This window comes from Ancylobacter moscoviensis (assembly GCF_007559435.1).
In the GTDB taxonomy this organism is placed as follows: Bacteria; Pseudomonadota; Alphaproteobacteria; order Rhizobiales; family Xanthobacteraceae; genus Ancylobacter; species Ancylobacter moscoviensis.
This window is the reverse complement of the sequence record NZ_VMBP01000001.1, coordinates 701,927-713,422: the sequence shown is the minus strand read 5'-3', so window position 1 is coordinate 713,422 and position 11,496 is coordinate 701,927. Positions and strand designations below refer to the sequence as shown.

Genomic DNA, 11,496 nt, shown 5'->3' with positions numbered 1-11,496 from the left:
GCGCGGCCATGGAAGCGATTCTCACCAATGCCCGGCTCATCCTCGAAGACCGCGTGATCGACGGCACGCTCGTTCACGAGAGCGGCCGGATCCGCGCCATCGACGAGGGGCGCTCGCACGTTCCTGGCGCGGTCGATTGCGAGGGCGCCTATCTCGCGCCCGGCCTGATCGACCTGCACACCGACGCGCTGGAAGGTCATTTCATCCCGCGTCCCAAGGTCATCTGGCCGGACGCGCGCGCCGCCGCGCTGGCGCATGACGGGCAGATGGCCGCCTCGGGCGTCACCACCGTCTACGACGCCATCTGCGCCGGCGGCTTCGACCAGGCCAAGGCGGATCGCCGCGCGCTCTACGAGGTGATGCTCGACGCGGTGGAAGAAGGCACGACGCGCGGCCTGTTCCGCGTCGACCACCGTATCCACCTGCGCTGCGAGCTGACCGACCGGACCCTGCCGGAACTGGTGGACGCGGCGCTGGGCCGCCCGAACCTCGCCCTCGCCTCGCTGATGGACCACACCCCCGGCACACGCCAGTGGCGCAATGTCGAGCACCTGAAGGTCTATCTCACCGGCATCGGCAAGGGCGGGGCGGACATCGACGCCGAGGTCGCCGACCGCATCGAACGCGCCAGGGGCGCCGTGGCCGGCAATTACGACAAGATGGTCGCGCTGTTCTCCTCCTCCGGCATCGTGCTGGCGAGCCATGACGACACGACGCCCGACCATGTGCGCGAGGCGGTGGAGGCCGGCTGCACCATCTCCGAGTTCCCCACCACCCTCGAAGCCGCCCGCGCGGCGCGGCAATCGAACCTCGCCACCATCGGCGGCGCCCCCAACGTGGTGCGCGGCGGCTCGCATTCGGGCGGCGTGTCCATGCGGGACCTCGCGGCAGAAGGGCTGCTCGACGCGCTCGCCTCGGACTATGTGCCGGCGAGCCTGCTGCAGGCCGCCCTCGCCCTGACCCGCACGGCGGGCCTCTCCATCCCCGCGGCGCTCGCCCTGGTCACTGCCGCCCCGGCCCGGCTCGCCGGCCTCGACGATCGCGGCCGGCTGGCCGAGGGGCTGCGCGCCGACCTCGTCTCCTTCCGCCTCGCCGAGGACACGCCGGTGGTGGGCGAGGTGCTCCTCGCCGGCCGGCGCGTCTTCTGATGTCCGCCGCCATGTCCCCGGGCACCGCCACTGCGGCGGCCACGAAGCCGGCCGAGCCCCGCTACGCGATCTATTTCGCGCCGCCCGCGCAGAGCCCGCTCTGGCGTTTCGGCTCCGCCGTCCTCGGCTATGACGCGGAGACGGGCGAGGCTCCCCCGCTTCCCGAACTCAAGCGCTTCGACGCCACGCGCTGGCACGAGATCACCGCCGAGCCGCGCCGCTATGGCTTCCACGGCACGCTGAAGGCCCCCTTCCGCCTCGCCGCCGGCCGCACCGAGACGGAGCTGCGCGCGGTGTGTGCCCGCTTCGCCAAGGACCGGGCGGGATTCGCCTGCGCCGGGGTGACGCTCAACACCATCGGCCGTTTCCTCGCCCTGCGCCTCGCCGTACCGAGCGCGGCGCTGGACCGGCTGGCGGCCGGCGCGGTCGCCGCCTTCGACGATTTCCGCGCGCCGATGAGCGAGACCGAGCGGGAGAAGCGCCTGCGCGCGCCGCTCACGCCGCGCCAGCAGGACTATCTGGCGCGCTGGGGCTATCCCTATGTGCTGGAAGACTTCCGCTTCCACATGACGCTCACGGGCTCGCTCGACGATGACGAGCGCACGCTCGCCGAAGCCGAGCTCGCCGAGCATTTCGCCATGAGCGGCGCCGACGGCCCGCTCATCGTGCGCGAGATCGCGCTCTACCGGCAGGAGGCCGGGCCGTTCCGGCTCGTCGCCCGCTTCCCCTTCGGGAGCTGAGCGATGACGAGGCTCGGCCCCACCCCGACCGTCGATCCCACCGCCGAGGTGACAGAGGCGACGCTCGGGCGCTACACCGAGGTCGGGGCGCGCACGAAGCTCCATGAGGTCGAGCTCGGCGACTATTCCTACGTGGTCAACGATTCCGACATCGCCTATGCGCGCATCGGCAAGTTCACCTCCATCGCCGCGATGACCCGCATCAACCCGGGCAACCACCCGATGGAGCGCGCCAGCCAGTCGCACTTCACCTACCGCGCCTCCGCCTATTTCGACGACGCGCAGGACGAGACGTCGTTCTTCGCCTGGCGCCGCTCGCATGGCGTCACCATCGGCCACGACGTGTGGATCGGCCACGGCGCCATCGTGCTGCCCGGCCGGAGCATCGGCGACGGGGCGGTGGTGGCGGCCGGCGCCGTGGTGACGAAGGACGTGCCGGCCTACACGATCGTCGCCGGGGTGCCGGCGCGCCCGATAAGGCCGCGCTTCGCGCCTGCCATCGGCGAACGCCTGCGGGCGCTCGGCTGGTGGGACTGGGACCATGCGCGCCTGCGGGCCGCGCTGGAGGACTTCCGCGCCCTGTCGGTCGAGGACTTCCTGGAAAGACACGACGGCTAGCCACGCCACCCCTTCCATTCCCGCCCACAACCTCGCCTCCCTTGCGCCTGTCGCCCCCGGCGGCTACCCCTTGTTGCGAAACGGGAGATCGGAATGGCCGCCAGCGCTCTGGACGTCGACGAGGTGCTTGCGCGCCGCCGGCTGCGGCGCAAGCTCGCCTTCTGGCGCGTCCTCGCCCTGCTGGTCGTGCTCGTGGGTGGGCCCGCCGCCTTCGCCTGGTGGAGCGACGGCGCGCTGCTGCCGCGCTCCTCGCCGCACGTGGCGCGCGTCACCATCGGCGGCATCATCCGCAACGAGCGCGAGCGGCTGGAGCTGCTCGAATCCATCGGGCGCTCCGGCGCGCGGGCGGTGATCCTCTCAATCGACAGCCCCGGTGGCACGGTGGTCGGCTCGGCCGCCCTCTATGACGGGCTGCGCCGCCTCGCCGAGAAGAAGCCCATCGTCGCCGTGGTCGACGGCATGGCGGCCTCGGGCGCCTATATCGCCGCGCTCGGCGCCGACCACATCATCGCGCCGCGCAACGCGCTGGTCGGCTCGATCGGCGTGATCTTCCAGTTCCCCAACTTCGCCGAGCTGATGAAGACGGTCGGCATCTCCTATGAGGAGATCAAGTCGAGCCCGCTCAAGGCCGCGCCGAACATGTTCGACCCGCCTACCGAGGACGCCCGCGCCGCGGTGCGCTCGCTGGTCGCGGACAGCTATGACTGGTTCAAGGGCCTCGTCTCCGAGCGGCGCCTGATCACCGGCGACAAGCTCGCGGAGGCCTCGGATGGGCGCGTCTTCACCGGCCATCAGGCGCTGCCGTTGCGCCTCGTCGACGAGATCGGCGACGAGCGCACCGCCCGCGACTGGCTGGCCCGCGAGCGCGACGTGTCGAAAGATCTGCCCGTGCGCGATTGGCATACCGGGCGTGCGGGCGACGAATTCGGCTGGCTGCACGGCCTGTCGATCCGGATCATGTCCTTGATCGGGCTCGATGATCTGGCAAGGCTCGTGATCGGCGCCGCCGGCGAGGCCGCGACGCAGGCCCGCCTTGACGGTCTTCTGGCCCTCTGGCACCCTCGCGGAGGCTAGCGGGGCCAAGGGCTTCCAAAATATGACCTTTTTGCAGTTTCCGACGAGCCGAACGAAAAGGGGGGCGGGGCGTCGATGATCAAGTCTGAACTGGTACAGCGGATTGCGGAAGCCAATCCGCATCTTTATCAGCGCGATGTCGAGAACATCGTGAATGCGATTCTCGATGAGATCGTCGCGGCGCTGGGGCGTGGCGACCGGGTGGAACTGCGCGGCTTCGGCGCCTTCTCGGTCAAGTCGCGTCCAGCCCGCACCGGCCGCAATCCGCGCACCGGGGCGCATGTGGCGGTCGACGGCAAGGCCGTGCCCTATTTCAAGACGGGCAAGGAAATGCGAGAGCGCCTGAACGACGGCGTCGATCTGGAATGAGCCGCTCGAGGGATTGATCGTGCTGCTGCGTCGCCTGCTGCTGATCCTCATCGTCCTGCCGGTTTCGGTGGGCCTCGTCATGCTCGCCGTGGCTAATCGCCATCCGGTGGAACTGGTGCTGGACCCGTTCGCCGGAGCGGCGGGCTGGGCACTCGACGCGCCGCTGTTCCTCGTGGTCTCCGGCGCGATGATCCTCGGCGTGGTGCTCGGCGGCGTGGCCATGTGGTTCGGCCAGGGACGCTACCGTCGCCTCGCCCGCCACTCCGCGCGCGAGGCGCGTCACGCCCATGCCGAGGCGGAAGCCCTGCGCGCCGCCGCGACCGCGCCCACTGCGCGGCCGGCCCTTTCCGACCAGCGCGCCGCCTGACATGAGCGACCTGCGTTTTGTCTCGGCCGGCGAGATCGCCGGTCTGCTCACCTTTCCCGCCCTGATCGACGCGCTGGAAGCGGCGTTCCGCCGGCGCATCACGGTGCCGGTGCGCCATCACCACGCGCTTCCCCGGCCGGATGGAGAGGCGACGCTGCTGCTCATGCCCGCCTGGACCGCCGACGGCACCGAGGACGATGTGCTCGGCACCAAGCTGGTCACGGTGTTCCCCGGCAACGGCGCGCGCGGCATCGAGAGCGTCACCGGCCTCTACATCCTGAATTCCGGCGCCACGGGCGAGCCGCTCGCGGTGATGGACGGCCGCGCCCTCACCGTCTGGCGCACCGCCTGCGCCTCCGCTCTCGCGGCGCGCTATCTGGCGCGCGCGGATGCCAGCCGCCTCGCCATCATCGGCGCCGGGGCGCTGGCGCCCTATCTCGCGCGTGCCCATGCCAGCGTGCGGCCGATCCGCGAGATCACCGTCTGGAACCGCACCCTCGCCAAGGCCGAGGCGCTGGCCGAGACGCTGCGCGCGGAAGGCTTCGACGCCCGCGCCGAGGCGGACCGTGGAAACGCCATCGCCGGCGCCGACATCGTCTCTTCCGCCACGCTCTCGCCGCAGCCGCTGGTCGAGGGCCGCTATCTCGCGCCCGGCCAGCACGTCGACCTCGTCGGCGGCTTCACCCCCTCCATGCGCGAGGCGGACGACGAGGCGATCCGCCGGGCGCGGGTCTATGTCGACACGCGCGCCGGCGCCGGCAAGGAGGCGGGCGACATCGTCGTGCCACTCGCCAGCGGCGTGTTGGCGCCGGAGGGCATTCAGGGCGACCTGTTCGAGCTCGCCGCCGGCACGGCGAAGGGCCGCGACTCGGACGCGGAGATCACCCTCTTCAAGTCGGTGGGCACCGCCATCGAGGACCTCGCCGCCGCCGAGCTGGTGTGGAAGGCGCTGAGGAGCGCGTGACCTCGAACCATTCCTCTTCCCGTTGGGGAGAGGAAGCAGAGCGATCGCGCTCTTGCGATTCTTCTCAATGCCCCGGGCGGCCCTGCGTCTTCACCCGCGCCGCATCCAGCCGCTCGATGATCGCCTTGGCGATCAGGGTGACCAGCGCCACGCCGGTCAGGATGGTCGCCACCGCGAAGGCGGCGACGGCGTTGTTGTCCTGGTAGAGCAGCTCGATCTGCAGCGGCAGCGTGTTGGTCTGGCCGCGTATGTTGCCGGAGACCACCGACACCGCACCGAACTCGCCCATCACCCGCGCATTGCACAACGCCGCGCCGTAGAGCAGGGCGAAGCGCACATTCGGCAGGGTGACGAGGCGCAGGATGCGCCAGCCGCCGGCCCCCAGCGTCACCGCCGCCTCCTCCTCCTCCGAGCCCTGCGCGATCATCAGCGGGATCAGTTCGCGCGCCACGAAGGGTGCGGTGACGAACAGGCTCGCCAGAATGATCGCCGGCACCGCGAACATGATCTTGATGTCGTGCTCGGCCAGCCACGGCCCGAGCAGGCCCTGCGCGCCGTAGACGAAGAGATAGGCGACGCCGGCGATGATCGGCGAGATGGAGAAGGGCAGCTCCACCAGCGCTACCAGCAGGTTGCGGCCGGGGAAGCGGAACTTGGCGATGCACCAGGCTGCGGCGATGCCGAAGGCGATGTTGATCGGCACCACGATCAGCGCGGTGAAGACGGTCAGGCCGATGGCGTAGCGCGTGTCCGGCGCGGCGAAGGCGGCAGCGTAGGCCGCCGCGCCCTGCCGGAACGCCTCGGTGAAGATCGCCACCAGCGGCGCCACCAGCACCAGCAGCGTCACCAGCAGCACGCCGCCGATCAGCAGCGTGCGGGCCAGCGGCCCGTCGCCGACGCGGATGCGCCGGGCCGGGTGGGCTTTCGGCGGGAGAAGCGGTTCGCGCGCCATGCTCAATCCCCCGTCCCGATGCGCCGCTGCTGCCAGAGCTGGATCATGTTGACGATGAACAGCATGGTGAAGGCCAGCGCCAGCAGCGTCGCCGCGATGGCGGCGGCGGCGGGGTAGTCATATTCCTCGATGCGGATGAAGGTCAGCAGCGAGACCACCTCGGTCTTCAGCGGCAGGTTGCCGGCGATGAAGATGATGGCACCGAACTCGCCCAGCGAGCGCGCGAAGCCGATCGCCGCGCCGGTCAGGAAGGCCGGGAAGATCGCCGGGAAGATGATGCGCGCGAAGATGCGCAGGTCCGAGGCGCCGAGCGTCGCCGCGGCCTCCTCCACATCGGTGGCAAGGTCCTCCAGCACCGGCTGCACCGTGCGCACGACGAAGGGGATGGAGGTGAAGGCCATGGCGATGGCGATGCCGAGCGGCGTGTAGGCGACATCGATGCCGATGGCGGCGAGCGGGGCGCCGAACCAGCCGTTCTTCACGAACAGCGCCGACAGCGCGAGGCCGGCCACGGCGGTGGGCAGGGCGAAGGGCACGTCCACCAGCGCGTCCAGCAGCCGCTTGCCGGGAAACTCGTAGCGCACCAGCACCCAGGCCAGCGCCAGTCCGTAGACGGCGTTGAACAGGGTGGCGAGCGCGGCGGTCGACAGCGTGACGCGGAAGGCGGCCAGCGTGCGCGCCCCGCTCATGATGGCGAGATAGCGCTCCCAGCCGACGTCCACCGCCTGCCACATGAGGGCGCCGAGCGGCAGCAGCACGATCAGGCTGAGATAGAACAGGGTGATGCCGAGCGAGAGGGGAAAGCCCGGTATGACTCGGTTCAACGGACGGCTCCTGCAAAGGCAAATGGCCGGGGGTACCCGGCCATGGCGCAATATGTCCGATATGTCCAGAGCGGACGACGGTTCGCCTGTTCCGACCGTCATGGCCGGGCTTGGCCCGGCCATCCACGTCTTTGCGCGGTGAAGTCATGCATGCCCGGCCCAAGGCCGGGCATGACGTCGATCCAGAGGAGCGGCCGGGATGATGGCTACCGTCGGCCTCACGGCGCGACGAACAGTTCGTCCAGCTTGCCGCCCGAGGCGAAGTGGGTCTTCTGGGCGTTGGCCCAGCCGCCGAACACGTCCTCGACCTTCACGAGGCGGACGGGGGCGAACTTGGCCTTGAACTCCTCGGAGACCTTGGGATCGACGACGCGGTTGTTGGCCTCGGCCGCGACCTTCTGGCCTTCCGGCGAATAGAGGAAGGTCAGGTAGTCGGTGGCGATCTGGCGCGAGCCGCGCTTGTCGACCACCTTGTCGACCACCGCGACGGGGAACTCGGCGAGCAGGCTCACCGGCGGCACCACGACCTCGAATTTCTTGTCCTTGTAGGCGTCCTTCACGCTGATGACCTCGGCCTCGAAGGTGATCAGCACGTCGCCCTGCTCGCGCTCCACGAAGGAGGTGGTGGCGCCGCGCCCGCCGGTGTCGAACACCACGACGTTGGAGAGCAGCTTCTTGGCGAAGGCGTCGGCCTTGGCCGCATCGCCGTTGAACTTCTCCAGCGCGAAGGCATAGGCGGCGAGGTAGGTGTAGCGGGCATTGCCGGAGGTCTTCGGGTTCGGGAAGACCAGCTTCACGTCATCGCGGACGAGATCGTCCCAGTTCTTCACGTTCTTCGGGTTGCCCTCGCGCACGAGGAAGGCCGGGAACGAGTACCAGGGCGAGGAGGCGTTGGGCAGCCGGGTCTGCCAGTCCTTGGCGACGAAGCCCTTGTCGACCAGGAACTGGATGTCGGTGATCTGGTTGAAGGTCACGACGTCGGCCTCGAGGCCCTCGACGATCGAGCGCGCCTGCTTGGACGTGCCGGCGTGGCTCTGGTTGACCTTGATCTCCTTGCCGGTCTTGGCCTTCTCGGCCGGCTCGAACGTCTTGTTCACCGCCTCGAACAGTTCGCGGGCGATGTCGTAGGACGCGTTGAGGATCTGGTTCGGCTCCTCGGCGCGCGCGCCGGGCACGGCGGCCGAGACGAGGAACGGCGCCAGGGCGGCGGCGAGGAAAAGGCGGCGCGAGAAGCGCATGAAACACTCTCCAGGGTGGCGGCACGGCGCGCCTGTCGGCGCCGCCATGCCATATTCGCAAATCTGACGTGAAATCTATAATTTCACAGATGAATGTGAGTAGCATGCGAAATGTCGTCACGGAAGGGGTAAATTCATCCGTTGCCGCACGCATTCCACGAATAGGTGACGGGATAGCGCCTACCGGGCCGCACGGATCGCCGCCGCGGGGCCCGCCCGGCCCGCGGCCCCGCAGCGCCGCTACTCGCCTCTGCGGACCGTTCCGTGCTAGTTGGCTCTGTTCGAGGAGACGGCCTTGTCGCTTGAGATCAAAATCTGCGGGCTCAGCACCCCCGAGACGCTGGATGCGGCGCTCGGCGCGGGGGCCGACATGGTGGGCATGGTGTTCTTCGCCCCCAGCCCGCGCCATGTCGATCTCGCCACCGCGCCCGCGCTCGCGGCGCGCGCGCGCGGGCGCGCAGGGATCGTCGCTTTGACCGTCGACGCGGATGACGCCACGCTCGCCGCCATCGTCGACGCCGCTCGTCCCGACATGCTCCAGCTGCACGGCAAGGAAAGCCCGGAGCGCGTCGCCGCCGTCCGCGCGCGGTTCGGCCTGCCAGTGATGAAGGCCATCGGCATCGCCACCGCCGCCGACCTCGCCCGACTCTCCGCCTATGCCGACGTCGCCGACCGGCTGCTGCTCGACGCCAAGCCGCCGAAAGGCGCGCTCCTGCCCGGTGGCAACGGCGTGCCCTTCGACTGGAACCTCCTCGCCGGCCTTGACCTGACGCGCCCCTTCATGCTGTCAGGCGGCCTCGATCCCGACAATGTCGGCGAGGCCGTGCGGCGGGTCCGCCCGCCCGGCATCGACGTATCCTCCGGGGTCGAGCGCGCCCCCGGCATCAAGGACCCCGCGCGCATCGCCGCCTTCCTGCGTGCCGCGCGGGCGGCCGATGCGACGGAGTCCGAGCATCCGACCGGCGACAAGCCGGCGCACACATCATCCGCCAGAGAGACGAGCCCCTCGTGAACGCTCCCAATTCCTTCCGCACCGGCCCCGACGAGAACGGGCATTTCGGCATATTCGGCGGTCGTTTCGTTGCCGAAACGCTCATGCCGCTGATCCTCGATCTGGAGGCGGCCTATAACGAGGCCAAGGCCGACCCGGCCTACAAGGCGGAAATGGACGCCGGCCTGAAGCACTATGTCGGCCGGCCGAGCCCGCTCTATTTCGCCGAGCGGCTGACGGAGCACCTGCGCGAGGGCGCGGGGCCCGGCAAGAATGGCGAAAAGCTGGGCGCGAAGATCTATTTCAAGCGCGAGGAGCTGAACCACACCGGCTCGCACAAGGTGAACAACGTGCTCGGCCAGATCCTGCTCGCCCGCCGCATGGGCAAGAAGCGGATCATCGCCGAGACCGGCGCCGGCCAGCACGGCGTCGCCACCGCCACGCTGTGCGCGCGCTACGGGCTGGAATGCGTCGTCTACATGGGCGCCGTCGACGTCGCCCGCCAGGCGCCCAACGTGTTCCGCATGAAGATGCTCGGCGCCACCGTGGTGCCGGTGCAGTCCGGCGCCAGGACGCTCAAGGACGCCATGAACGAGGCGCTGCGCGACTGGGTGACCAACGTGCACGACACCTTCTACTGCATCGGCACGGTCGCCGGCCCGCACCCCTACCCGGCCATGGTCCGCGACTTCCAGAGCGTGATCGGCGTCGAGACCCGCACGCAGATGCTGGAGGCGGAGGGCCGCCTGCCGGACAGCCTCGTCGCCTGCATCGGCGGTGGCTCCAACGCCATGGGCCTGTTCCATCCCTTCCTCGACGATCCCAGCGTGAAGATCTACGGCGTCGAGGCCGCCGGCCACGGCATACCGACCGGCGAGCATGCCGCCTCGCTCACCGGCGGCCGGCCGGGCGTGCTGCACGGCAACCGGACCTATCTCCTGATGGACGATGACGGCCAGATCGCCGAGGCGCACTCCATCTCCGCCGGGCTCGACTATCCCGGCATCGGGCCGGAGCATTCGTGGCTGCACGACATCGGCCGCGCCACCTACATCTCCGCCACCGACGCGGAAGCGCTCGAAGCCTTCCAGCTGGTGGCGAAGCTCGAAGGCATCATCCCGGCGCTGGAGCCGGCCCACGCGCTGGCTAAGGTCGCCGAGCTCGCGCCGACCTTCCCGCAGGATCACCTGATGGTGGTCAACCTGTCCGGCCGCGGCGACAAGGACATTCCGCAGGTGGCCGAGATTCTGGGGACCCGCATATGAGCACCCGCATCGAAACCCGCTTCGCCGCCTGCGCCACCGAGGGGCGCGCGGCGCTGGTGACCTTCATCACCGCCGGCGATCCCGATTTCGAGACCTCGCTGGCGCTGCTGAAGGCCCTGCCGGCCGCGGGCGCCGACGTGATCGAGCTCGGCGTGCCCTTCACCGACCCGATGGCCGACGGCCCGGCGATCCAGGCCGCGGGGCTGCGCGCGCTCAAGGCCGGCCAGACGCTGAGGAAGACGCTGGACATGGTCCGCGCCTTCCGCCAGGGCGATGCCGCCACGCCGATCGTCCTGATGGGCTACTACAACCCGATCTACATCTACGGGGTGGACCGCTTCCTCGTCGACGCGAAGAGCGCCGGCGTCGACGGCCTCATCGTCGTCGACCTGCCGCCCGAAGAGGACAACGAGCTGTGCCTGCCGGCCCTGCTGGCCGGGCTCGACTTCATCCGCCTCGCCACGCCGACCACCGACGACAAGCGCCTGCCGGCGGTGCTCGCGAACACGGCGGGCTTCGTCTACTACGTCTCCATCACCGGCATCACCGGCTCGGCGACGCCCGATCCGAACCTCGTCGGACAGGCGGTGTCGCGCATCAAGCGCCACACCGCGCTGCCGGTCGCGGTCGGCTTCGGCGTGAAGACGCCCGAGCAGGCCGCCGCCATCGCCGCCGGCGCGGACGGCGTCGTGGTCGGCTCCGCGCTGATCGACGCGCTGCGCGCCACCCTCGATGCCGAGGACCGGGCGACACCGGCGACGGTCCCCGCCGTCACCCGCCTCGTCAGCCAGCTTTCCGAAGCGGTGCGCGGCGTCCGCCGTCAGGCGGCGGAATAGCGGCACGGCGCGGTCAGCGCGGAGCGCGACGAATCGCGCTCCTGCCTTTTCATCGCCCCGCTCGCGCATTAGATGATGGCCGGCGCGTGGCCAGCCGCCATCGCCGTCTG

The 11,496-nt window shown here is 70.0% G+C and carries 13 protein-coding genes; 10 read left to right on the top strand and 3 right to left on the bottom strand.

The genetic code is table 11. From position 1 onward, the window contains the following. The first annotated feature begins 8 nt into the window (after positions 1 to 8). The 7 genes from FO470_RS03280 to lhpI all read left to right on the top strand — a co-directional run bounded on the left by FO470_RS03280 (position 9) and on the right by lhpI (position 5,280). Entirely contained in the window at positions 9 to 1,148 is a 1,140-nt protein-coding gene (locus FO470_RS03280; RefSeq protein WP_144341477.1) for an alpha-D-ribose 1-methylphosphonate 5-triphosphate diphosphatase, read from the top strand. Between the two features lie 11 nt (positions 1,149 to 1,159). Continuing rightward, entirely contained in the window at positions 1,160 to 1,888 is a 729-nt protein-coding gene (locus tag FO470_RS03275; protein WP_244616834.1) for a DUF1045 domain-containing protein, read from the top strand. A 3-nt stretch (positions 1,889 to 1,891) separates the two neighbouring features. After that, complete coding sequence (locus FO470_RS03270; protein WP_144341475.1) at positions 1,892 to 2,506, top strand: DapH/DapD/GlmU-related protein; 615 nt, start codon at positions 1,892 to 1,894, stop codon at positions 2,504 to 2,506. 93 nt (positions 2,507 to 2,599) lie between these two features. Then, entirely contained in the window at positions 2,600 to 3,580 is a 981-nt protein-coding gene (sppA, locus tag FO470_RS03265; RefSeq protein ID WP_144341474.1) for a signal peptide peptidase SppA, read from the top strand. A gap of 75 nt (positions 3,581 to 3,655) precedes the next feature. Next, positions 3,656 to 3,949: an integration host factor subunit beta gene (gene ihfB, locus FO470_RS03260; RefSeq protein WP_144341473.1), complete on the top strand. Its 294-nt coding sequence runs from the start codon at positions 3,656 to 3,658 to the stop codon at positions 3,947 to 3,949. A 19-nt stretch (positions 3,950 to 3,968) separates the two neighbouring features. Then, on the top strand, positions 3,969 to 4,316 hold the full coding sequence (locus tag FO470_RS03255) for a LapA family protein (RefSeq protein WP_246659455.1): 348 nt from the start codon (positions 3,969 to 3,971) through the stop codon (positions 4,314 to 4,316). A 1-nt stretch (position 4,317) separates the two neighbouring features. Beyond that, on the top strand, positions 4,318 to 5,280 hold the full coding sequence (gene lhpI / locus FO470_RS03250; protein WP_144341472.1) for a bifunctional Delta(1)-pyrroline-2-carboxylate/Delta(1)-piperideine-2-carboxylate reductase: 963 nt from the start codon (positions 4,318 to 4,320) through the stop codon (positions 5,278 to 5,280). 64 nt (positions 5,281 to 5,344) lie between these two features. Here lhpI and cysW read toward each other — a convergent pair whose 3' ends face one another. The 3 genes from cysW to cysP all read right to left on the bottom strand — a co-directional run bounded on the left by cysW (position 5,345) and on the right by cysP (position 8,294). After that, positions 5,345 to 6,232 carry a sulfate ABC transporter permease subunit CysW gene (cysW, locus tag FO470_RS03245; protein WP_144341471.1) on the bottom strand — a complete coding sequence of 296 codons (888 nt, stop codon included), beginning with the start codon at positions 6,230 to 6,232 and terminating at the stop codon, positions 5,345 to 5,347. A 2-nt stretch (positions 6,233 to 6,234) separates the two neighbouring features. After that, positions 6,235 to 7,056, bottom strand: a complete 822-nt coding sequence (cysT, locus tag FO470_RS03240; RefSeq protein WP_144341470.1) for a sulfate ABC transporter permease subunit CysT — start codon at positions 7,054 to 7,056, stop codon at positions 6,235 to 6,237. 218 nt (positions 7,057 to 7,274) lie between these two features. Continuing rightward, the gene (gene cysP / locus FO470_RS03235; protein WP_144341469.1) at positions 7,275 to 8,294 is read right to left on the bottom strand and encodes a thiosulfate ABC transporter substrate-binding protein CysP; all 1,020 of its coding nucleotides are present in this window, start codon (positions 8,292 to 8,294) and stop codon (positions 7,275 to 7,277) included. 295 nt (positions 8,295 to 8,589) lie between these two features. On the opposite strand from cysP, the gene FO470_RS03230 reads away from it, so the two are divergent. From FO470_RS03230 to trpA, 3 genes are read left to right on the top strand one after another with little or no spacing between them, the layout of a single operon-like run. After that, entirely contained in the window at positions 8,590 to 9,306 is a 717-nt protein-coding gene (locus tag FO470_RS03230) for a phosphoribosylanthranilate isomerase (RefSeq protein ID WP_144341468.1), read from the top strand. Further along, positions 9,303 to 10,550, top strand: coding sequence for a tryptophan synthase subunit beta (gene trpB / locus FO470_RS03225; protein ID WP_144341467.1), 1,248 nt, complete (start codon positions 9,303 to 9,305; stop codon positions 10,548 to 10,550). The genes FO470_RS03230 and trpB overlap by 4 nt, the downstream gene beginning before the upstream one ends. Further along, the gene (trpA, locus tag FO470_RS03220) at positions 10,547 to 11,386 is read left to right on the top strand and encodes a tryptophan synthase subunit alpha (protein ID WP_144341466.1); all 840 of its coding nucleotides are present in this window, start codon (positions 10,547 to 10,549) and stop codon (positions 11,384 to 11,386) included. The genes trpB and trpA overlap by 4 nt, the downstream gene beginning before the upstream one ends. The last annotated feature ends 110 nt before the right edge of the window (positions 11,387 to 11,496 follow it).

Excerpts from the sequence above, each read along its gene's own strand:
- lhpI (WP_144341472.1), top strand. The coding sequence starts at position 4,318 with ATGAGCGACCTGCGTTTTGTCTCGGCCGGCGAGATCGCCGGTCTGCTC.
- FO470_RS03275 (WP_244616834.1), top strand. The coding sequence starts at position 1,160 with ATGTCCCCGGGCACCGCCACTGCGGCGGCCACGAAGCCGGCCGAGCCC.
- sppA (WP_144341474.1), top strand. The coding sequence starts at position 2,600 with ATGGCCGCCAGCGCTCTGGACGTCGACGAGGTGCTTGCGCGCCGCCGG.
- trpA (WP_144341466.1), top strand. The coding sequence starts at position 10,547 with ATGAGCACCCGCATCGAAACCCGCTTCGCCGCCTGCGCCACCGAGGGG.
- cysP (WP_144341469.1), bottom strand. The coding sequence starts at position 8,294 with ATGCGCTTCTCGCGCCGCCTTTTCCTCGCCGCCGCCCTGGCGCCGTTC.
- cysW (WP_144341471.1), bottom strand. The coding sequence starts at position 6,232 with ATGGCGCGCGAACCGCTTCTCCCGCCGAAAGCCCACCCGGCCCGGCGC.
- FO470_RS03280 (WP_144341477.1), top strand. The coding sequence starts at position 9 with ATGGAAGCGATTCTCACCAATGCCCGGCTCATCCTCGAAGACCGCGTG.
- FO470_RS03270 (WP_144341475.1), top strand. The coding sequence starts at position 1,892 with ATGACGAGGCTCGGCCCCACCCCGACCGTCGATCCCACCGCCGAGGTG.
- ihfB (WP_144341473.1), top strand. The coding sequence starts at position 3,656 with ATGATCAAGTCTGAACTGGTACAGCGGATTGCGGAAGCCAATCCGCAT.